Source organism: Bacillus cereus G9842, assembly GCF_000021305.1.
GTDB lineage: Bacteria > Bacillota > Bacilli > Bacillales > Bacillaceae_G > Bacillus_A > Bacillus_A thuringiensis_S.
The window spans coordinates 136,817-156,585 of the sequence record NC_011775.1; the positions used below are offsets into that span (position 1 = coordinate 136,817).

A 19,769-nucleotide genomic window follows, 5' to 3' on the forward strand; every position below is an offset into this window, starting at 1 on the left:
TATAAACCAGAATAATCTCTTAGCGCTCATAATTTTTCAACCACTATCATTTCCCCTGATGTATGAGGTACTTCATGCTTAATAATCCCCTCTTTTAAATACGCCTTTTTCTTGTCATATTGCTCTTTTACATGCTTCTTAACAGGGTGTATTCCCCAAGGGTGTTCCCAATATTGGAATTTACCGATTTTAAAATTTTCCCATTGAAACTGAGCATCTTGCAGCCGGTTATTCCCTTGATATAATCGCTCCAAAGAGTATTTCTTGATTTTTCCTTTTAGACTATCTACTACAATATATTTACTAGTTTTATTATCATAACCAACTATAGAAACCCAATGAGAAATTATATGAACCTTTGTAGGACGTTTATATGTACATAAACTAAAAAGTACAAAACACTTATTCTGTTGTAACTTCATAATTAACTCCTTAGAATTTAGATGTTCTATGTTCTTTATACTTACATCATATTTTATATCTTCACATCCAGTTGCTTGATTGAATATCTCCAAATTATTATCTAGGAACATTCTATACAAATTTAAATCGAAAAATTCTCCTAAAAAGGTATTACCATTAATAGCAATACCTCTTTTTGTTATTACATTTTCACTTAATAAATTACAAACTACATCATCAGTCTGTTTCTTAGTAACACTCTTAATCTTGTTTAAGTTGTATAAACCATTTAACATTGCATAAATTCCACAAGTAGGTCCCGTTTGCTTAATACTAATTGTCATTCTTTTTCTCCTTCATACTATTTTAGTTATATATTGATAATACAATTTTAAGGTTAATTTAGAACCTATTCTATCTCATATTAAGTGTGAATAATAATAAACTCTTGAATCTAATTTACAACGCATACTGCTTAATCAAACGAACATAAAAATTGGACAATATTAAATTAAGGCTGTTGTCATATATATTTTTGTGTTTTAGAAAAAATGTACAAAAACAGCCTTAATTTAATAATAATAGTTAACTCATTATACGTTACTTGAATAATAACTGCTTAAAAATTTAAGTACAATCAAATTATGCAATTAACCAAAAACTTATTCTTTGATTACCATTCTTTTTTAGTACCTGGTGTATTTCTTTCACTTTACCAGGCTAAATAACAATCAACAATTTCATCTATACCAAATATACAACGATTTCGAAAAGCATCGGTTGTAATTACTTCTCTTTTATATAGATCTATTTTTATTACTGTCACCATTTCGTTATGTATATAACCATTTCGATAATATAGTATATGTACTTCTTCTTCTATAGATAAAGACTTTTCTAATACTTGGCCAATTTGCTCTAATTGCTGCTGATCCAAGATTGGTTTCTTTATTTTGCTTTGTTCCTTGAAAATTTCATTAATACCCTGAAACTGCTCCGGCAAACTAGCAAAGGCATTCCATTTTACCATCTTCCGTCCCTTTGGCATTTGAGAATTCATCATGCTTTATGGCCCCCTAACAACTTATTTCTTTCTCTAGCTGTACTTTCATTACAATAGGATATTCCTCTTAATATGCTGTTCTTACCGAATCTTGACCGAATATCATCCATGACATATGCTAATTTCATTTCTTTTTCTCTTCTTTCTACATTATCAAACAACGAAAGTTGCTCCTCCCCATCTTTTACTAAATTAGTGAATGATATAGAGATACTTCTTATAGGCTCACCCGTATATAATCTATGTAAAAATCGCATGCAAACAGCGTAAATATCCATCGTCAAGCAAGTTGGGCGTGGTAATGTACAGGTCTTTTTAATCCCCCCACTATAATCTCTGCTATAGCCAACAGCGAAATGTATTGTTTGCGTTAATTTTCTTTCTCTTCTTAACCGATAACATACCTCTTCTATATGTTCTAACAATACTACCTGTACTTCTTCAATCGAGTAATCTCGCATGAATATTTGGCTTTTACCAATAGAAGTTGTTACAGGAACATATTTTTCTGAAATACGGCTTAAATCAATGCCATTGCTATGCAAGTGAAGTTCTTCTCCAATTATTCCAAAGCTTTGTTTTAAGTACTTTAGTGGGTATTGCGCTAAATCACCTATTGAATGTATTCCCTTACGGTTTAGTTTCGCTTCTGTTTTATCCGAAATCCCCCAAAATTTACTGAGTGGTCGTATTGGCCATAATTTTTTTTGTACATCTTCGTACTTCCAGTATGCTATGCAATCTTTTGTTTTCTTTGCTTCCACATCTAAAGCAACCTTACTCATTAAAGGGTTAGGCCCAATTCCTATCGTGCATTCAATTCGTGTCTTTGCATATATCTCACGTTTGAATTTCAAGGCGAACTCATACGGATCGTTAGCAAATAAATGAATACTGTCCGTAATATCCATAAAAAACTCATCGATGGAGTATTGGTGAAAATCCTCAATAGGAACGTACTGTAAAGCTAATCTCGTGATGAAATTGGAGCATTTTATGTAAGTACTCATAATTGGATTTACCACAAGTATGTCTTTTCTACGAGGGACTTCGTAGGCTCTTACCATCTTCTTTACACCTAATGCTTTTAATGGTGGCGTTGCAGCTAACACAATTGAACCACTTCTATTCACATCGCCAACTACAGCTAACTTTGTGTGAAGTGGGTCTAAGCCCATTTTGATACAACTGACTGAAGCGTAGAAGCTACGAAGATCTACACATAAAATAATACGATTCGGCAAAATAGAATAGTCATACATCTTAAATCCCCCTACAAAGAACATTTGTTCTTATTATACACGAACCTACGTTCTTTATGTTTGTATTTTTATAAAAAATGGGACTTTTTTATGCTAAGTTTTATTTCAATAACACATCATCCATTCTGAAGAAAAATTTTAAACATAACATTGTAACTAAAAAAGAGATAATAAGGAATTTCTCCCTATTATCTCTTTTGCAATCTATTATTTATATAAGGGTTTTCACAGCACTAATCAGCCATTTTAATTTAGTATCCCCTTCTTCTTCCTTCTGTAATAATCCATTATACAAAACTTTAAAATCTTGCTTTATGCTTCTATCAATATTTTCAGTTACTATTTCACGAATTACATTTCTTTCATGCGAAGTAAGAATAATTTCAAAATGCACTTCTAAAATGCACATTATTTTATTACATTTTGACTCTCTTTCATAATTTACGTCTGCATGAATAGTACTGATTCCTAAAGGATTAATGCTATTATTTGAATCCATGCCAATATTAATACTTTTCCCACCTATTTGTTTTATTTTATTTTTAAAATCTTCGTAATTCATTAATAAAACTCCCCTCTTATTTTTCAGCATCTAATAGGTTGTTAAATATCGTAAGTAAAATATCCGCAATGAAGAAAAAGGAAAAGAATGCCAAAATCACATAAAATAACTTTTGTTCTGGGTAAAGATAAATGTCATATATAATTACACCAATTAATAATAACATAGACAATCTAGGAAATATTGTATTCATTAACATTTCAAATCGCCCTTTCATATTAAAAATACAAAATGATGTACTTCTAAGATTTCATTAATTTATAAATAAATTTTGTAACGTCATTAAAATACACCACAATCTAAGCTTGTATCAACGTTCTGACCGCAGTCTGGACTTGTAGTTGAAGGTAAATTACTTACCTGTTGGCTAGCGGAAATAACAGCAACACCTAACGCTATATCTAAAGCAACGTCTGTACCACTTTTATTATTAGTAAAATTAGTGGAATCATTATTAAATTGTATAGAATTCTCCTTCTTAGTCTTAACCGAATCAGTGAAATGTTTTGAACTAGAATTAATAGAAACGGTCCTATTTTGGTTGAAAATTCGACTCATTATTTCTCTATCTTCTTTACTATAATTAACCTTGCATCGATTAATAACATATACATGATTTTCATTTTTATTTACTTTTACATTTTTAGCATTAGATGAACCATGTTTAAATGGTTTCTTTTTACTATTAAGCCTCTTAATATGTTTGATTTTTATAAGTATCGAAGGAAAAATCATCAGTATAACAGACACTAAAAGTATTAAAAAAATTATCTTGTATATATTCACTTTTTAGATCCTCCTTTTTCTTAATCCCACCCACTTTTTCTCTTATCCTGTTCTATTGATAGATGATCTTTGTATTCATAAGCCTTAATTTCATCACCTACGTCTATCTTTTTAAAGAAATCGCTTTTTACGTCTAATACTTGTGTTTGATCATTTGCATATAGCGTTAGCAGATATTTAGCTGGAGAACCTGGAACACCCATAGCAGGAATTCCTGCATCACCTTCTATAAATTTTTTATCAATAATCTTTGCGTTTACTAGCTTACCTTTTGCTAATGTCTCCTCTTCCATTTGAAATTCAGTTATAGATGATTTTATTGCCGGGAATATAGATACTCCTATTACAATTGATATTAAAATAATTACAAAAGACATTACGAAATGTATATTGGTATTTTCATTAGATTTACTCATTATACATATCCCTTCTAATTTTTTATAAATGAAAATAGATAATTAATCTTTGAAATACAGATTACATAAAAGCAATTACATCTGTATTATTTGATAGATCACGAAGTTGTTCTAAATTATCTATTTCCCTATAAGTTAATCCTCCATCTGCAATTAATTCATCTTCCGTTGAACTATAGTAATCTGCTAAACGACACGTTACTTCCCACTCATGTTCAACAAAAACAACCCCATTTACAACACCAGTTATCCCATTAGTTATAGTAAATACATAAATCTTCATATTGTTTAATCCCCTTTGTTACGCATTATGCGTCTTATATTTAATGTTAAAAATAACTATATTTCTTAATACGAGTCAATTTAATAGTTACATATTAAAGATTTGATAACTTTGACTGAACAATTTTGTTTTAAAAATTTAACATGTAATATTCAATTAGAAGCCAAGCTAATACACCCGAACCAATTAATACTAAAAATTTTATAAAGCTTTCATTAAATTTCATTCTCACACCTAAATTTCTATAAAATTCAAATTCCATTAAAATATCTGTTGAAATATCAATGCTTCTTTATTTAAAGTTCCTTTAATAATCTCTTTCATTTTATACATTGTTTCTTCGGCCGCATTACGCTCTGAAAATGAAAAATAACCGCTTTGGAAATTAAAGTAGTTTAAGTTATATAAATAAGAGTTATCACCTGTCATAACAGCCTTATATTCCTTATTTCTATAACTAACAAGATTTATATTAACCTTATTCTTTTGTAAATGTTTTACAATGAAGTTTTTAGATTTAATTTCAAAAGCTGGTCTATATTTTTCAACTAAATTTTGAATTCTCATTTGAAATTCTTTATTAAAATAGTGAATTTCAATGTGAATCTCATATGGTTTTTCCATTGTTCTATTTGCTTTCATATCAATGTTTAACTTATAAAAAACATGCATCTACTCACCTTCTTTTCTAATAAAATTCAAATTATAATACTATATTCAAGAAATCTAATGAATTCTTTTATTACGAATTCTCTTTTTATTGAGTTGTAAGTAATCCTCCTTCTGTATTTAATAAAGGTTTTATTACAACTCCACCATCAAATCCTCCATTTCGAACTACCTTTAAATATTGAACTTTTGTTTCTTCATCAGTGATAATAAAAGTATATTTATCTACTTTTTGTATGGAAAAACGATTATCTTTTACTTCGTTACCTACATATGGTTTACCATTCGCTTGATATAAAGGTACAATATCTAATCCTCCATCAAATCCTGCATTTCGAACTACTTTTAAATATTGAACTTTTGTTTCTTTATCAATTAAGACAAGTGTATGTTTATCAAGCTTTATTGCCTGGAATCTTGAATTTGAATAATCGCTTTCTTTCGGTAATTCTGATTTAGTCCCAACAGAATTTTGTACTGTTAGTTCTTTATTAGTTGTGTTAAAACTAGAGCATCCTCCTACCATAAAAAGTGCTATAACACATGACAATTTCATAAAAATCTTTCTATTTCTCATTAGATAATCCCCTTTAGGACAATATTTATAGTAACGCTCTACTGTATCAAGAAATTCTTAATCTAAACTGCTTACAAACAGGATGAAATTTTTATATCTTTCTTTTGTAAGACGCTGCTCTGCTATTTCGACCTTAAAATATAGCAATTCTTGTTGCATCTTATATATATTCTCCATTTCCTTACTTGTAGCAGCAATGAACTCTGTACACTTAAATAACCACTTACTTTTTTCTCTTCTTAAATCCCCAATCAAGATCAAGTATTTCCTATCCAAAGCATCATATAAATTATCAATACTTTTTAACATTAAATTTCTTTTGTCCTTTGAAAACTTTTCATATTCAAGGAGCTTATTCATGCCTTCACCTTCTTTTTAAAAAAATTCAAAATTTATTACAGTAACGCTTTAATTTTAGACTGTCCATATTTCTTTTAATTTTTACAATCCTAATGAACAATGTAATAGTTGTTAGTGTATAACTCCAAGGAAGAACATAATCAATAAGTATGGTAGACCACTCTGGAATCTCTCCTATTGTATGTAAATAATTACCCAACATTAAAGTAACAAGACAAGCTAAATTACTATTCATTATGGACTTAAAAGTTTCATCTGATTGTTTTTTTAAAATGGTCAATTCTCTATTCTCCACACATCTCACCTCTTGAAAAATATTAAAAAGTATTATTTTATTAAATTATGTTTCTTTAGCCAAAACCAAGTTTCCATACCTTTTATATCTTTTTCATATACTGGCATTACATATATTTCTTCATTTATTAACAATTGCAACTCTACATATTGTTTTTCTGCATTCCATCCATAAGATGCTATAGGAACGATTTTCTTTTCCATTAATCATCACCTACATTCGTACTAAAACTAAGGAAGCATGAACCTACAACAATTAATAACATGGTTACTATTTCTTTTGACACAGGAATAATATCTGTATAAATCAACACGGCGAATAAATACGCTATTAGTGCATTTACTATGAAGAATGCACTCCCGAATTTCTTCATTTCCTCTCTTCCCCCTGTATAAAACCCTATTTCCCTTCAATTCTGTAGCCAACCCATTAACCACATTCCATGATTGGAGGAGAAGTTAGCTTTTGCTGGCTGCTCTTTGTTTTTCTTTCTGTCTCTTTAGGAAATTCTTTGCTTTTTTAATTGCTTCTGCTCTTGTATGTCCTTCAGCTATTCCTTTCAATGCTGTATCATCCTTAATGCAGATCATCTTCTTTGCGCCATCTTCCATAATGACTTCCACCTTTGAATAATAGGCACTATGCAATTTATCCCCTTCAATTAAGAAGCTCATAAACTCTGTTCCAACCTTGCCTGTAAAATCTTTAACTTTTCTCATATCCATACCCACTCCCCCTTGAATATAACCGATAACTTGTCATATACTATCTATGCATCTAGATTTTCATTTTTGATCTGAGCAGTTAGTTTTTGCTAGCTGCTCTTTTTAATATCTGCTTTTTCCTTACAATTCTCGCAATAAACCATATCTTTAATAACAATCGCGCTTTCCTCATATTGTGGTGTTCCACATCTGCATTCCCACCACCAGCCTTTCTCTAAATAAACCTGTTTTGGAATTGAGTTTTCATGTTTATATTGATCAGCCCATTTAGCTCTTCTGACTTCTACATCAATAAAATCAATACCGAACTCACACTTCCCAAAATTTCTAGCTTGTCCTGCTGTTTAAGCAAAGAATATCCGTGAATACTCACCATCACTTACCTGATATGCTCTCATATCCATCCTCTTTTCGATTAAACTGTTACTATTTCTTTACGATAATCAGCCACTACGTTTCCTTTTTTATCGTAATAAGCTGTTTCGTAATATGGATGACAATTATATGAAGTCCAAGGATCACTATAATAAGAGACCTGTAAATTTAATCCTGATGTGCTTCCAACAATGATTCCAACTTGACCACATACTTCAATTTTCATGCCTTGATAAGCAAATTTAATTTTTCTCAACTCGCACATACGTTCAAACTGCTTTTTATCACCAAACATACATGTAATATCGGCTCTTCTTACCTTTCTACATCTCACATATTTCAAAAATGTTTTAAAATCCGTTTCCCAAATCCCATCTTGTAAGTACTTATAAAATTGGTACTTCGCTTTACTTGGAGTTTCTGCTAATTCTGTATGCTTAAATTCTTCATTACCGTCTAACCATAATTTGTAACTATTCACTTCTGAACCCCCCTTGTATTTAAATATCTTTTTATAAAAATAAAATAGTATAACCAGTAAATAAACTACTTATCATATAAAATTTATAACAACTAACATAATTAGACTCGTAATCATTCCTGGTAATGCAAATTTCAAGGGAGCAGGTAATTCTATTTCAAGAGCTAGAAAAAGCACATTTACAAGCACTAGCATCAATATAAATAAAAGTCCAGCCCCCAAAAAAATAAATGGAAATACCTCAAAAGGTTTCATGAAACCACCTCCTTTATCTTTCCAACAAAATAACGCATTTTATAAAATCATTTTAACTTTTTTGATATACTCCAACATGTTATTAAATATAGGGGAGCAGAACTTACAAAATAATCTTAGCACTTATTAAAATTTAGGGCTTTTTAATTTCACATCACTTAAAATTCAGGCATATATTTAATTACAACTCTTTGAATTTCATTTTTCATAACAGCTTACCATTTATATTTCCAAATCCAAGAATGCTTTTATAGATCCTTTGATAGCAACTCATAGCCTTCTTCATCCATATATCTTTCATACTCTTCATACAGTACAGCTTGTTTCTTACTAAAGCATGTCTCACAAAAGTACTCATCTCCATCTACATGCATCCCTATTTCATCACAGCACACACATGGACGTATAAGCCTAATTAGTTCTTTTGGTCCTTGGATATAAAAGCCTAAGATTCCCTGTTGATTTTCAATCATTAGTTCCTCTTTTATCTCCTCTCGAATTATCCTGGGAATTATAAGTTTGCTATCATTAATAAAACCTATACCGATGCATGGTACATGTTCTAATTTATTTAGTCCAATTGCCCAAACATCATTAATAAAATATGGATTGCATTCTAAAATCGAACATATTTCGTCTATAGAAAGGGCTACTGAGTTTAATATAGGACTATACACTAAACCCGGCGAACCACTAAAATAGCTAAAGTCTACAGTGATTTGAGTTGTTTTATCAAATTGGGGTAATAATTTTTGGATATTAATATTTTCTTTACATTGTAATGTTGTACCTACCATTAATAAATCCTCCTTATATAATAAGGACTTCGTATTGTCAAATACAAAACCCTTATTGTGTTTAGTATTCTATTTATACACCTTGAACTAATATTTCCTAGTTGTATGGAAGAATACAGATGTTTATTGGTTGAAATTAGCTGGTCCTTCTAATGATTTGAATTCATTAGCATCTATCGGTAATTCCTTACCCGTTTTTAGGTCTATACAGAAAGGTACATTAAATAGATTAAATTTAACAACACTATCATCCTCAGTTAATTTAACTTTGCTTCTTAATACAAATGCGGAATTAATGTGTTGATATAAATTCTTTTCGTAAACACTGTCATCATCAAACTTAATCATCTCAAATTGATATGGAGAATATACTTTCAACTGATCTACTTTTTGTTTTTCTTGCGTAGATTCATCAAAATTTAATACTAAGTCACTCTTGTTAATTGCGTATCCTTTTACAACCATTCCTTTTATATTGTCATAAACAATTGAATCTATGTGAATAGTTGTAGCAGCAGTCTCTTTATTAAAATCTGGTTTTATATCTATATTTAAATGATTCTGTTCTGGGATTGTTATAAGATTTTTTTCGTCTTTACCAATTAAATTTACTGGGGCATAATCATTTAACTGTTTAACTTGTTCTTTATCTAATTGTATATCTCCGCTTAATACCTTATTTAATGAATCAGAACTAATATAATCTATACGGGATAGATTTTTTTCCTCTTTTGCATCCCCACTAAATATAACGACAACATCATCTTTATATTTTCTCACTTCGGTTTGATCAGCAAACAATTTAACCCCATTATCACTTATTCCATAGAGTAAATTTAAATTGTTACCAGTTTGAGAATCCCCAATTGAAGCGAATGTGTGTATAAATTGTTCAGGTTGGGATCCTTTATATTTTATTGCCACATTAAAACGTTTTTGTTGGGGATCAATAATTTCTCCTATTAATTCTACTTTTCCATGTGAAGGAGTATATAACAGCGAATGTTGCTTAATTAATTTGATTTCCGGCTCCAACATTTCTTTTTCAAATTCATATTTAAATTTAGTAATATAGTACTTTGAATTTAATTCCTCTATTACGTATGTACTCTTACGTTTACCAATTGTCTCGTTATCATTTTTAATTTTTTCTGATCCTACCACCTTAAACTTAGTCTCCCCTATTTTGCTAATAGAATAAGAGTTAGAAGCCGTAATAGTTTCATCTGGATATTCCTTTTTAGCTGGGTGTATTTCATTAATTTCAACCTTAGAAACAGCCTGAGCCTTTGCAACTTCATTGTTATTTAAAAACGTAAAGAAATCCGTCATAAATTTTGTCATTAGTTCCTTTTCGCTTTTTGTAATCTGTGGAGGTCCTCCTTTAGATCTGATCTCTTCTTTTTGTGCAGATAAATTTTCTAAATAGAGTACAAGCGCTATAGCTAATACAATTAAGACACCAAAAAATCCATATTTGAATTTTTTATTTCTAAATATACCCTTCTTTAATAGTTTCATAATTCACCACCAAAACTCATAAAATAATTTCTTAAATTAGTCCATAATATTTCTTAGAAATTTGTACGTAAGAATATATTATGTTTTTTTTGTAAATCTCTTATATACGTTTTCAATTGTTCTTTTGCTATAAATAAATCGTCTGAAGCATGAGCAAATTCAATTTCGACATTTGTACCCTCTTGACTGGGAAGGTACCATTTAATAGGTATTATTCTCTCATTAAGTAACTCAACCCATATATATACCTTCAATACTAAATAACGATCTAGATTCAATTTATATAAACCTAAATTTAATTTTTTTAATTGTATAGAAGTTGGTTCTTCTAATTTAACATCCAATACCCCTCCTCCTTTTTACTTGGGAATTTGTTTGTAAGGAGAGGCAATATACTTGATATAACCTTTGTATTCCATTAGTTATTCACCTTTACTCTCCTTTGATTAAATACGTGAATTCAAATCGGATTTTTCTAAATAAATTTAATGATGCTCCTTTCATGTAAACCTCCTATATTTGTATTTCTAATTTTCCGAATAACAATTGGGTTAATGATAATTACATACCTATCCCATTGAATTCCTACCATGCATTATAATCATTTTAACCTTAGATTCTAATAGGCATTTTTGAAGTAATTGGCGTACCGCCAACATTTTAACGAAAATATACACTAAGCAAATTAATGCATTACAAGAGAAAGATGATAAATGGATGTTATATAATACATAAGTATTCGATAGATCGTTAGTGTATATTTTATAAATCGGGGAGGCTTGAAATACATGGACAGCGTATTGCCTATTGGAACGAAACGTGGATGTCTTACTATAATCGGTGGTTTTGAAGCATATCTAGAAGAAGTTGCTAAAAAGAAAATTGCAGACCTAGAACAAAAAAAGCAACGGTTTATAAATGGGGAAAAAATTAGTGGAAATAATTTTGATTCTGTAGATGTTTATGATAAAACTATACAAAATTGGAAGTCTTACAAAAAAATACCAATTTCAGTGTAGATGCGGAAAAATAGGATATTTAGATGAAGCTACTTTATTAAGAAGAAAAAGATGGCTGGATTGTGGAGAAAAGTGTGGATTAAAACAAGACCGTGAGAGAAAAAGGATAGCCTCATATCCTAGAGAAAAAGATGAAAGTTATGATATTGATTTTTCTAATACTACGCATGAATCATTAGAAGTATTAGAATGTATTGATGAAAATTATGAGGGGAAAATTCTTGTGCAAGATAAACGGAAAAATGGAGCTGGTACAGTTAAAGTATTTAAGTTATATAAATGTCGTTGTTATCTGTGCGGTAAAGAACATAAATTTAAGTCATCAGATTTTGAGATAAAGATAAGGAAATATGGACCTAGAGCAAAAGATGGATATCATTGTGATGCTTATTGTGACTGTCATAACATTTCATCATTTCAATGGCGAACTATAAAAATACTGAGAGAGAATAATGTTGCATATAGAGTTGAAGTTGAGTTTCAAGACTTATATGGTGTAGGGCAAAAGAACTTGTTGCGTTATGATTTTGCTGTTCTTGATTCAGATAATAGCATTAAATGTCTTATTGAGTGTCAAGGTGAACAGCATTATAAGCCTGTAGATGAATTCGGTGGTGTTTCACAATATGAGTCTCAAGTAGAGAATGACAAATTAAAACGTGTTTATGCTGAGTCACAAAATATACCTTTATTTGAAATTAAATATACTTGTAATACATACGAAAAGGAAATAAAAATCCTTAATAATGCTGGAATTATTTAATTACATACTTGCACCTGTTTCAATAGCATAAGCAAAAAGCATCTGATTAGGATGCTTTTTTATTTTATAATGAAAAAAACCTGGATAGTGCTATATAATTTTCTTCATACCACATTGACGGCATTCTCTTAAAAAGATGAAATCTTTAACGGAACTTTTGAATGATGTATTGCCACAATTATCACAGCGACCACTAATTTTATCGGGAAACTCTTTGTATGTGTATATTTTACTTAGATCATATTCTTGTTTAGGTTCTTTACTTTCCATTTGTTTCACCTACATTTCAATCTGAATTAATACAACTTAATCATAATAACATGAAGTATTCAGATAGTGGATGCTTTTCATTTTGGAGGAGATGAAGTTTGAGAATCCCTTAGCGTATAAAAACGTTAAAATGTGCGTGCTACCCCTAATTGCAATTTTTAATGACATGAAGTAAATATTTTAAAATGTATGCTTTTAGGAAAGATGAAGTGAAAAACTTCGCGAGATTGCAAATAAGTGAGTAAAATCCCTATACTACGTTTAAAATGCCGTTGTGAGGGATTCTTTTATACTTACGGTATACAATAATTAGCAAATATAAAAAGGCAGTATTATACGGATATAACACTACCTTTAACATTAATTACAGTATAAAATTTTAATAGTATTTAGAGAATATATTTAATACAAATACTCTATGCTAGTTCATTCTTTCTTCTTTTTTAAATAAAAATATTTCACTGGGGTATTTAGGTATATGTACAACATGATCTTGTTCTTTTTTAAATTTCATTAATTCATTAAATTTCCCCTGTTCAGAATCACGATGTAACCCAATTAATAAAACAGGTTCTTTTGATTGATTTTTTCTCATAAAACTCCTCCTTCTACTAATATTTTTAAACTAAAATTCTATGTAACGTTCCTATTAAGCTATTTTATCACTCTTTATTTTTTATTGCTCTTCTATATCGGTTTACTGCATGAACACTTGTTAATCTAAATTCTTTCTTTATTTCTTCTGGAGTTTTACCTTGTTTCAAGCTTTCGATAATAGCAGTATTTCTTAAACGTTGGGCAGATATTGCAGGTATTCCAGCATATCGTGCTTCTTTCTTTACTAGCTTTTGTATTGCCTTATCAGTTAATCTTTTAGGTTCATCATTTTCATAACTCCAACTATAAGTCATTCGAATATTGTCAAAAGAAACAAATACAGGTTTAGAGGCATCTCGAAATGGTCTTAATACACTTGGAATAGACATATAGTATCGATATAAACGATCCATATCTTCACGTAAAATATGAATCGTTTGATTTGCTAATGAAATATAACACTTATGGAAGTTAATTTGATTCATATTTAACTCTGAAATTTCACTTAAAGAAAGACCATATTTCCCCATTAATACTACTATGGTTATATTCCTGTCTAATAATATTTTTTTTATTTTATATTCCTTCTCTCCACTGTAATTAGAGGAGGTTTTAATGGAATTAATTAATTTCAGCAAATCGTCTTTTGAAATATACTCAATCGTTTGCTGCTGCATTTGATCATAAATTATTATTTCAAGCTTGGTACCATAGAGAAAATTGTAAAAATTATTTAAAACGGACTGAATGCGTTTAACAGAGGAGATTTTCATTTTTGAAGTAAGTTCTTTTAAGTAACGAGTATACGTTTCTTGAGATAGTGGCTGCTTTACGGACTCAAAATAAAGTAATAATTCCTTTATATATCTATCTATTGTTCCTTTCTTATATCCTTTGTGTAATAAGTATTCATTATATTCCTTTAATCTAGCTTTTTGATAGTTCATACAATCTCACCTACTTTCAATGCAATAAAGTATAAAATTCTACTTTCACATTACAATAATCATTTATGAAATATTTTAACCTGAATTCTTTAATAAAAAAAGAGACTCCATATAATATGAAGTCCATAGCTATTTAATTTAGTTTAGTAGTAATCTAAATTAAATTTATTACAAATGATAATCGTTTTTTAGCTTCTGCCATTACAATTGCCCATTTATTATTTTCACTTTCCTCCCAACCAATACTAGTATAAAAGAAAGCATCCTCAATAAAGATTTCCTTAAATTCAGTACTTACTGCTAATTTGAATTTTTGATTTAACATATCCCATGATTTGCATTCATTTAATAGGGAATATGAACTATACAATAACTCATGAAAAGAAATTTCGGTTTTCTTATTTGAACAAGTTTTTTCACTTATTATATACAAACTCAAGATGGATAAAAAACTTTCACAATACTCAGTCCAAAAGGGTTGTACTGATGTATTTGCTGCTGATAATTTAATTATTTTCTTACCGAATTCATTTCGATAAGACTTTAAAATTACTGCTTCTTCCATAGAACATCCTCCTCTTATTATCTATTGCCTATAATAAAAAGCGTATTCCCCTACAATACTTCCCTTATATCTTTGGTCATTAAATATTCTATTAATTCCCTTTTAGTAAACATTAAACTATTTTGTGTTTCTTGATTAATTAATGAGTATGGTGTAAGAAGTTGGTCATTATTCTTAAATCTCACTTCAAATTCTTCTTGTCCATTTCCATTTGCTACAGCTAAATACACTGTATTTTTACGCGTATGTACTTTCTCTAACAACTGGATTATTTTATCAGCTAACTCATTATTAAAGTCCTTAATTAAAAATCTTTGTGCAGCTCCTTCAAAAACCCTCAAGCAAATTTCAGCACTCGCATTACGAAATGCTCCTTTTTTTAGGACCTTTTTTACTTCCGTATTTAATCCTTCTTTTTGGATTCTATCTAAAGTAGTTTTTAAATCAATTGATAACGTAGTATTATCTGGCATTTTAAGACTAAATTCCTCATTTGGTAAACCTTTATTTGCAACAAATTTCTCCACAAATGTTTGTTTCATAATACCCAAACTCCATTTCTTAATATTTTTATTCTGTGCTGTATAAAATACATTCTTATTGATAATAATTTACTAGCGAACAACTTACGTGAAACAATTACAACATCTCTAAAACTTCACTATTTTCCATTGCAATATTAAATTCTTCTTCACACTGTTCTTCTGTCCAATAATTAATTTTTTCTTTAGGGAATCCCATAACATGCAAACCTTTTCTACATTCACTCATTTTCGGAATCCATTTCATTACTTCCGCCTCATTACCATATAGTTCTTTAGTAATTTCATTCATGAATAAGTGATTTGTCTTTTCCCATTTCAAACCTTCTACAGTATGTTCTACAGCTATTCCTTCTTCATTTACCCATCTATCCCCAATTACGCTTTTACTTACCATTTCTTTGGTGCTGATTAGGGCAGGATTGACACCATACGCGATTGATTCAAAAGTGAGGATGTCATGTAGTTCCAAATACTCTTTGTATTCCTCTTTTAATATTTTTATAAACTGTTCTTTTGAAACCTTTGTTTCACATTTTGGATTTTGAACCGGATATAATCCACCAGATTTCAAATATTCTCCTTTGCTTTCATCATAATACCGAAATTCAGTTATCCAAGCTTCATCAAAATAATCATTCTTGATAATATCAATAAGAATTTCTTCCGTTTCCTTATGATAATAGAGGGATAAGCATCTAGAGATTTCCCCTTCGTAAAAAGTTTCCCACTCTTTCTTTTTATCGTTATTCTCTAACATAAATATATGATTTGTGTTTACAACAAAACTCAAGTTACCATCACAGAACTCAAAATCAACAGTATATTTTTCCATTATTCTCAATCCCCTTTCTTATTCTATAAGAGCCAAATCTAACATTTTATTTTCATATAAGGTTCTTCACCAATAAAAATGCCTTATTAAGACACTTTGAATAGGAAAAGAACCTTTTAGAATTCCAATAAACTACTTTTTAAACATAACTTTACCGTCGATAACGCATAGTGCTTTTCTAAAAGTTTTGTCCTTAAACACGAACCCATCAATCATACTAGTTTCACCATTATTAACTAGTTCTTCAATATGGGTAGGTGTCAAATTTACACCACATATATTTTTAGAGATCTTAAATTCACATCCGTTTTTAAATCCACTACACCCTATAAACTTTTGATGCTCTACTAAGTTATCCTTACACAATGGACATTTAAATCCAGTATCTTTACTTGATGGCTTATTATCATTTTTTGCTTGATTAAACCCCCAATCTATACATTTTTTTTCAGAATCATAGTATAAAAATGTTTCAAATGTTCTTTCACTTTTACTAGATTTAAAACCTTTAATTACATCTGTCTTTTTATCTTTTAATAATTTTTTAACTTGAGCAGGAGATATTTTTTTCTTAGCAATAACTTTTTGGATAGAGAAGTTACATTGTTTTTCTGAATAACCCTTACAGCCATAAAATTTTTCATGTTCTACAATATCTGAACCACAATTAGGACATTCACCAATTTTCTTCATTTCTTCTAGTTGAGCAATCTCAGAATCAAAATTCCATGTTTGTGACCTTAACCCTATAGACTCACATAGTTTTTTTGCAAATTCTTTAGACTGTTTTATAAAATGTTTATAATCATAATCCCCTTCTGCAATAGCCTTTAAAGCTTGTTCCCATCTTGCTGTCATAATAGGAGAAGCAATTATAGACTCTCTCCCTAATGCTTCTATAAGCATCTTAGCCTTTGGTGTAGGAAACACTACATTGTTTTTACAAATAATGTATCCCTTAGCGAATATGTTTTCTATGATTGAAGAGCGAGTCGCCTCCGTACCCAGTCCTTCTGTACTATTTAGAGATTTTGCTAAGGCTTTATCCTCTACATTTCGACCACAATTTTTCATTACAGAGATTAGATCCCCTTGTGTATATCTTTTCTTTGGCTTAGTTTTTCCTTCTTTTATGCTAACTTTGTCCGTTATTCCTCGGCTGCCTTCGTTTAAAATGGGAATACTTTCATTACTGTTGTCTTGCTCTTTAGTAGTAGACTTCTCCTCATGTATGACATCACGCCATCCCTCTATTTTCGATACTTTACCACTAGTTATAAATTTCTCTTGATTAACATTAGTAATTATCGTAGTTTGACTTACTTCAGCATCCTCATAATGAGCCGCTATAACACTTCTTACAATTAAGTCATATATTTTCTTTTGATTTTCATTCAGTTTAGAAAAATCCGGTATTACACCCGTAGGAAGTATTGCATGATGATCTGAAACCTTTTTATTGTTTTGATAACGCGATTGATGTTTTAGTTTACCTGGTTCTTTAATTTTTTGTGTAAACTCTCTATACATACCAATTTGAGACAGTCCCTTTATTATCTCTGGAAATTCATTTATCTCTGCATCAGTTACATAATTTGAATCTGTACGCACGTAACTTATATAAGATGCTTCATATAGTGCTTGTCCAGCATCTAAAACAGCTTTAGAACTCATCTTATATAGTTTATTGGCTCTTATTTGTAAATCCGATAAATTATAAAATTGTGGAGGCTTTATTTTCAAAATATCTTCAGTTACTTTTTCAGCAGTTGCCTCTTTATCTTTTACTTTTGAGACTATTAAAACAGCTGCATCTTTTGTATTAAATTGATCAATATTGTTCTTTAAATCTTTCCACTTACCTGTATACGTGTTTCCTCCAATATTAAATTGTGCTTGAATTGTCCAGAAAGGCTCAGATTTAAAATCAAGGATTTCCTCCTCCCTATCACAAATAATACGAATTAAGGGGGTTTGAATACGCCCTACACTCCAAGTCCCTTGGTTCTTCATGTTCTCAGTGCTTTTTGAATTTTTCATTTGAATTGATAACGCCCGCGTTGCAGATAAACCTACGTAATAATCTGCTACACTTCGCGAGTATGCACTATAAAATAGTGGTTTTGTCTCCTCACCATCTTTAAGAGATAAAAAAGCCTTCTTAATTGCCGCTGCAGCTAATGAAGAAGACCACAATCTTTTTACAGGTTTTGTCAAACCATTATACTGATAGATTAGATTAAAAATATTCTCTCCTTATTGTGATAGGTAAAACTTTGATATAATCTCTGCTTTTTCCCCCACACTAAACCGTACATGAAAGTTTCCCTTCATACGGCTTGCCATCAATATTGCTTTTTCCTCACAATATTGACTAATGCCCTTCGCTCCTTTATGTTTCCATAAATTCCACGCTACTATGACATCGCTATCACTCAAATAAAGATAAGTTATAGGATTCCTCCTTTTCCTTACCACCGCTTCACAGAATGTAGGTTCTCTGCGTCCTGAGCTTTCATCGTTCCAATGATTCTATCCACTATATGGTACCCTTAGGTGCCTTCTATGAGCCTGCGTGCTAGACAGTACCTATAATACTGTAAGGTTGTTCATAGCCGCGAATTTACTTAACCTCACACACAACACAAAATATGGTTTACTATCATTTCTGATTGTATGGTTATAGACTCGTTAATTCGAAAGTTCGTCAGTTATTTCATATAACATTCTCACCATAGATACTTTACGGACCCCCGGCCTATGGGATACATCCTCTTACTAAAAGGACTTTCGGTTAAAACACATTTTTCACTACGGTATCTGTCAGCCGTCTTCACCGAGCTTCACACATTTAAACATCCTACCTTTCAATGCATGTCGGAGACTTAGGGGAAACATTTCAAGACGTTACTCTATCATTCTGTCTCTCGAATCATTAGTTCTATCTTAATGGGGCCTTCCCTTGTCTAAGATGCCTAAGCTTTTCACTTAGGAACGATTCGCACCACGACCTGCATCACATGCATTAATCATTACTTTAATGTCTGATCTATTTGCCAGTTGTTTAATTAATCTCAGTTGCTGTTCCTTACCCTTGGCTGGTCTTAAAGGAATATTATCCGGAGTAATAGGCAAAGTATCCCATGACCATGTTTTATATTTTTCGTCGATATATTCAGGGTCGGCCAATTCAACCAAATGTCCAAATGCATAAGTGATAATGCCGCTAGAACCTGTAATATTATTTTCTTCAACTTCTATAAAACCATTTTTAATTTTATGCGGAAATATCTTAGCTATAGCCTTTGCCGCATCCGGCTTTTCAGCGATTAGTATAAAGGGTTTATTTAACATACTAATCCGTCCCTCCTTAATCTTTTATTAATCAATAAAAAAAGATAC

At 30.5% G+C, this 19,769-nt stretch carries 30 protein-coding genes; 2 read left to right on the plus strand and 28 right to left on the minus strand.

What is annotated here, in order from left to right; translation table 11 throughout:
* Positions 1-26 precede the first annotated feature (26 nt).
* From BCG9842_RS28060 to BCG9842_RS28145, 20 genes are all read right to left on the minus strand, one after another.
* Entirely contained in the window at positions 27-746 is a 720-nt protein-coding gene (locus BCG9842_RS28060) for a hypothetical protein (protein WP_000155826.1), read from the minus strand.
* Between the two features lie 368 nt (positions 747-1,114).
* Positions 1,115-1,465: a YolD-like family protein gene (locus tag BCG9842_RS28065; RefSeq protein ID WP_000982065.1), complete on the minus strand. Its 351-nt coding sequence runs from the start codon at positions 1,463-1,465 to the stop codon at positions 1,115-1,117.
* A complete protein-coding gene (locus tag BCG9842_RS28070; protein WP_000272556.1) occupies positions 1,462-2,727 on the minus strand; it encodes a Y-family DNA polymerase in 1,266 nt (421 codons plus the stop codon). The genes BCG9842_RS28065 and BCG9842_RS28070 overlap by 4 nt, the downstream gene beginning before the upstream one ends.
* 211 nt (positions 2,728-2,938) lie before the next feature.
* Positions 2,939-3,289: a hypothetical protein gene (locus tag BCG9842_RS28075; RefSeq protein ID WP_001105312.1), complete on the minus strand. Its 351-nt coding sequence runs from the start codon at positions 3,287-3,289 to the stop codon at positions 2,939-2,941.
* A 16-nt stretch (positions 3,290-3,305) separates the two neighbouring features.
* Positions 3,306-3,488 carry a hypothetical protein gene (locus BCG9842_RS28080; RefSeq protein WP_000928942.1) on the minus strand — a complete coding sequence of 61 codons (183 nt, stop codon included), beginning with the start codon at positions 3,486-3,488 and terminating at the stop codon, positions 3,306-3,308.
* Positions 3,489-3,571: 83 nt separating this feature from the next.
* Entirely contained in the window at positions 3,572-4,075 is a 504-nt protein-coding gene (locus tag BCG9842_RS28085) for a hypothetical protein (RefSeq protein ID WP_001028922.1), read from the minus strand.
* Between the two features lie 20 nt (positions 4,076-4,095).
* Positions 4,096-4,491 (minus strand): hypothetical protein, encoded by a 396-nt coding sequence (locus BCG9842_RS28090; protein ID WP_000045907.1) that lies wholly within the window; start codon positions 4,489-4,491, stop codon positions 4,096-4,098.
* A 61-nt stretch (positions 4,492-4,552) separates the two neighbouring features.
* A complete protein-coding gene (locus tag BCG9842_RS28095) occupies positions 4,553-4,774 on the minus strand; it encodes a hypothetical protein (protein ID WP_000708788.1) in 222 nt (73 codons plus the stop codon).
* Between the two features lie 261 nt (positions 4,775-5,035).
* Positions 5,036-5,446, minus strand: a complete 411-nt coding sequence (locus BCG9842_RS28100) for a hypothetical protein (RefSeq protein WP_000557945.1) — start codon at positions 5,444-5,446, stop codon at positions 5,036-5,038.
* An 85-nt stretch (positions 5,447-5,531) separates the two neighbouring features.
* Positions 5,532-6,020: a hypothetical protein gene (locus BCG9842_RS28105; RefSeq protein ID WP_001245938.1), complete on the minus strand. Its 489-nt coding sequence runs from the start codon at positions 6,018-6,020 to the stop codon at positions 5,532-5,534.
* 57 nt (positions 6,021-6,077) lie between these two features.
* Entirely contained in the window at positions 6,078-6,380 is a 303-nt protein-coding gene (locus tag BCG9842_RS28110; RefSeq protein WP_001037638.1) for a hypothetical protein, read from the minus strand.
* Between the two features lie 25 nt (positions 6,381-6,405).
* The gene (locus tag BCG9842_RS28115) at positions 6,406-6,675 is read right to left on the minus strand and encodes a hypothetical protein (RefSeq protein ID WP_000431500.1); all 270 of its coding nucleotides are present in this window, start codon (positions 6,673-6,675) and stop codon (positions 6,406-6,408) included.
* 32 nt (positions 6,676-6,707) lie between these two features.
* Positions 6,708-6,878, minus strand: a complete 171-nt coding sequence (locus BCG9842_RS31485) for a hypothetical protein (protein WP_000412239.1) — start codon at positions 6,876-6,878, stop codon at positions 6,708-6,710.
* Positions 6,878-7,048 (minus strand): hypothetical protein, encoded by a 171-nt coding sequence (locus tag BCG9842_RS31490; RefSeq protein ID WP_000713399.1) that lies wholly within the window; start codon positions 7,046-7,048, stop codon positions 6,878-6,880. The genes BCG9842_RS31485 and BCG9842_RS31490 overlap by 1 nt, the downstream gene beginning before the upstream one ends.
* Before the next feature lie 85 nt (positions 7,049-7,133).
* Positions 7,134-7,400 (minus strand): hypothetical protein, encoded by a 267-nt coding sequence (locus BCG9842_RS28120; protein WP_000367562.1) that lies wholly within the window; start codon positions 7,398-7,400, stop codon positions 7,134-7,136.
* Positions 7,401-7,815: 415 nt separating this feature from the next.
* Positions 7,816-8,256, minus strand: coding sequence for a hypothetical protein (locus tag BCG9842_RS28125; RefSeq protein WP_001089807.1), 441 nt, complete (start codon positions 8,254-8,256; stop codon positions 7,816-7,818).
* A gap of 72 nt (positions 8,257-8,328) precedes the next feature.
* Positions 8,329-8,511, minus strand: a complete 183-nt coding sequence (locus tag BCG9842_RS28130) for a hypothetical protein (RefSeq protein WP_000801984.1) — start codon at positions 8,509-8,511, stop codon at positions 8,329-8,331.
* Positions 8,512-8,759: 248 nt separating this feature from the next.
* A complete protein-coding gene (locus tag BCG9842_RS28135) occupies positions 8,760-9,308 on the minus strand; it encodes a hypothetical protein (protein ID WP_000233158.1) in 549 nt (182 codons plus the stop codon).
* Positions 9,309-9,431: 123 nt separating this feature from the next.
* Positions 9,432-10,829 (minus strand): hypothetical protein, encoded by a 1,398-nt coding sequence (locus BCG9842_RS28140; RefSeq protein WP_000771024.1) that lies wholly within the window; start codon positions 10,827-10,829, stop codon positions 9,432-9,434.
* Positions 10,830-10,882: 53 nt separating this feature from the next.
* Positions 10,883-11,173 (minus strand): hypothetical protein, encoded by a 291-nt coding sequence (locus tag BCG9842_RS28145; RefSeq protein WP_000382667.1) that lies wholly within the window; start codon positions 11,171-11,173, stop codon positions 10,883-10,885.
* A gap of 444 nt (positions 11,174-11,617) precedes the next feature.
* Here BCG9842_RS28145 and BCG9842_RS31740 point away from each other — a divergent pair, with 444 nt between their 5' ends.
* The gene (locus tag BCG9842_RS31740; protein ID WP_232297550.1) at positions 11,618-11,848 is read left to right on the plus strand and encodes a hypothetical protein; all 231 of its coding nucleotides are present in this window, start codon (positions 11,618-11,620) and stop codon (positions 11,846-11,848) included.
* Positions 11,793-12,611 carry a hypothetical protein gene (locus BCG9842_RS28150; protein ID WP_012614873.1) on the plus strand — a complete coding sequence of 273 codons (819 nt, stop codon included), beginning with the start codon at positions 11,793-11,795 and terminating at the stop codon, positions 12,609-12,611. Before BCG9842_RS31740 ends, BCG9842_RS28150 begins: the two co-directional genes overlap by 56 nt.
* A gap of 90 nt (positions 12,612-12,701) precedes the next feature.
* Here the strand turns inward: BCG9842_RS28150 and BCG9842_RS31745 are convergent, their stop codons facing one another.
* The 8 genes from BCG9842_RS31745 to BCG9842_RS28185 all read right to left on the minus strand — a co-directional run bounded on the left by BCG9842_RS31745 (position 12,702) and on the right by BCG9842_RS28185 (position 19,721).
* The gene (locus tag BCG9842_RS31745; RefSeq protein ID WP_000444005.1) at positions 12,702-12,881 is read right to left on the minus strand and encodes a hypothetical protein; all 180 of its coding nucleotides are present in this window, start codon (positions 12,879-12,881) and stop codon (positions 12,702-12,704) included.
* Positions 12,882-13,302: 421 nt separating this feature from the next.
* Positions 13,303-13,476: a hypothetical protein gene (locus tag BCG9842_RS31495; protein ID WP_001230904.1), complete on the minus strand. Its 174-nt coding sequence runs from the start codon at positions 13,474-13,476 to the stop codon at positions 13,303-13,305.
* Between the two features lie 67 nt (positions 13,477-13,543).
* A complete protein-coding gene (locus tag BCG9842_RS28160; RefSeq protein WP_001109088.1) occupies positions 13,544-14,425 on the minus strand; it encodes a site-specific integrase in 882 nt (293 codons plus the stop codon).
* A 154-nt stretch (positions 14,426-14,579) separates the two neighbouring features.
* A complete protein-coding gene (locus BCG9842_RS28165; protein WP_000390639.1) occupies positions 14,580-14,990 on the minus strand; it encodes a hypothetical protein in 411 nt (136 codons plus the stop codon).
* A 50-nt stretch (positions 14,991-15,040) separates the two neighbouring features.
* Positions 15,041-15,532: a hypothetical protein gene (locus BCG9842_RS28170; protein WP_000814585.1), complete on the minus strand. Its 492-nt coding sequence runs from the start codon at positions 15,530-15,532 to the stop codon at positions 15,041-15,043.
* Between the two features lie 97 nt (positions 15,533-15,629).
* The gene (locus BCG9842_RS28175) at positions 15,630-16,367 is read right to left on the minus strand and encodes a hypothetical protein (RefSeq protein ID WP_000417637.1); all 738 of its coding nucleotides are present in this window, start codon (positions 16,365-16,367) and stop codon (positions 15,630-15,632) included.
* Between the two features lie 132 nt (positions 16,368-16,499).
* Positions 16,500-18,584 (minus strand): type IA DNA topoisomerase, encoded by a 2,085-nt coding sequence (locus tag BCG9842_RS28180; RefSeq protein WP_000165793.1) that lies wholly within the window; start codon positions 18,582-18,584, stop codon positions 16,500-16,502.
* Positions 18,585-19,355: 771 nt separating this feature from the next.
* On the minus strand, positions 19,356-19,721 hold the full coding sequence (locus tag BCG9842_RS28185) for a toprim domain-containing protein (protein ID WP_000932884.1): 366 nt from the start codon (positions 19,719-19,721) through the stop codon (positions 19,356-19,358).
* Between the last annotated feature and the right edge of the window lie 48 nt (positions 19,722-19,769).

Excerpts from the sequence above, each read along its gene's own strand:
- BCG9842_RS28135 (WP_000233158.1), bottom strand. The coding sequence starts at position 9,308 with ATGGTAGGTACAACATTACAATGTAAAGAAAATATTAATATCCAAAAA.
- BCG9842_RS28095 (WP_000708788.1), bottom strand. The coding sequence starts at position 4,774 with ATGAAGATTTATGTATTTACTATAACTAATGGGATAACTGGTGTTGTA.
- BCG9842_RS31740 (WP_232297550.1), top strand. The coding sequence starts at position 11,618 with ATGGACAGCGTATTGCCTATTGGAACGAAACGTGGATGTCTTACTATA.
- BCG9842_RS28070 (WP_000272556.1), bottom strand. The coding sequence starts at position 2,727 with ATGTATGACTATTCTATTTTGCCGAATCGTATTATTTTATGTGTAGAT.
- BCG9842_RS28060 (WP_000155826.1), bottom strand. The coding sequence starts at position 746 with ATGACAATTAGTATTAAGCAAACGGGACCTACTTGTGGAATTTATGCA.
- BCG9842_RS28080 (WP_000928942.1), bottom strand. The coding sequence starts at position 3,488 with ATGTTAATGAATACAATATTTCCTAGATTGTCTATGTTATTATTAATT.
- BCG9842_RS28165 (WP_000390639.1), bottom strand. The coding sequence starts at position 14,990 with ATGGAAGAAGCAGTAATTTTAAAGTCTTATCGAAATGAATTCGGTAAG.
- BCG9842_RS28170 (WP_000814585.1), bottom strand. The coding sequence starts at position 15,532 with ATGAAACAAACATTTGTGGAGAAATTTGTTGCAAATAAAGGTTTACCA.
- BCG9842_RS28105 (WP_001245938.1), bottom strand. The coding sequence starts at position 6,020 with ATGAGAAATAGAAAGATTTTTATGAAATTGTCATGTGTTATAGCACTT.
- BCG9842_RS31745 (WP_000444005.1), bottom strand. The coding sequence starts at position 12,881 with ATGGAAAGTAAAGAACCTAAACAAGAATATGATCTAAGTAAAATATAC.
- BCG9842_RS31495 (WP_001230904.1), bottom strand. The coding sequence starts at position 13,476 with ATGAGAAAAAATCAATCAAAAGAACCTGTTTTATTAATTGGGTTACAT.
- BCG9842_RS28185 (WP_000932884.1), bottom strand. The coding sequence starts at position 19,721 with ATGTTAAATAAACCCTTTATACTAATCGCTGAAAAGCCGGATGCGGCA.
- BCG9842_RS28175 (WP_000417637.1), bottom strand. The coding sequence starts at position 16,367 with ATGGAAAAATATACTGTTGATTTTGAGTTCTGTGATGGTAACTTGAGT.
- BCG9842_RS28140 (WP_000771024.1), bottom strand. The coding sequence starts at position 10,829 with ATGAAACTATTAAAGAAGGGTATATTTAGAAATAAAAAATTCAAATAT.
- BCG9842_RS28100 (WP_000557945.1), bottom strand. The coding sequence starts at position 5,446 with ATGCATGTTTTTTATAAGTTAAACATTGATATGAAAGCAAATAGAACA.
- BCG9842_RS28065 (WP_000982065.1), bottom strand. The coding sequence starts at position 1,465 with ATGATGAATTCTCAAATGCCAAAGGGACGGAAGATGGTAAAATGGAAT.
- BCG9842_RS28150 (WP_012614873.1), top strand. The coding sequence starts at position 11,793 with ATGATAAAACTATACAAAATTGGAAGTCTTACAAAAAAATACCAATTT.
- BCG9842_RS31485 (WP_000412239.1), bottom strand. The coding sequence starts at position 6,878 with ATGGAAAAGAAAATCGTTCCTATAGCATCTTATGGATGGAATGCAGAA.
- BCG9842_RS28130 (WP_000801984.1), bottom strand. The coding sequence starts at position 8,511 with ATGAAACCTTTTGAGGTATTTCCATTTATTTTTTTGGGGGCTGGACTT.
- BCG9842_RS28110 (WP_001037638.1), bottom strand. The coding sequence starts at position 6,380 with ATGAATAAGCTCCTTGAATATGAAAAGTTTTCAAAGGACAAAAGAAAT.
- BCG9842_RS31490 (WP_000713399.1), bottom strand. The coding sequence starts at position 7,048 with ATGAAGAAATTCGGGAGTGCATTCTTCATAGTAAATGCACTAATAGCG.
- BCG9842_RS28160 (WP_001109088.1), bottom strand. The coding sequence starts at position 14,425 with ATGAACTATCAAAAAGCTAGATTAAAGGAATATAATGAATACTTATTA.
- BCG9842_RS28120 (WP_000367562.1), bottom strand. The coding sequence starts at position 7,400 with ATGGATATGAGAAAAGTTAAAGATTTTACAGGCAAGGTTGGAACAGAG.
- BCG9842_RS28075 (WP_001105312.1), bottom strand. The coding sequence starts at position 3,289 with ATGAATTACGAAGATTTTAAAAATAAAATAAAACAAATAGGTGGGAAA.
- BCG9842_RS28090 (WP_000045907.1), bottom strand. The coding sequence starts at position 4,491 with ATGAGTAAATCTAATGAAAATACCAATATACATTTCGTAATGTCTTTT.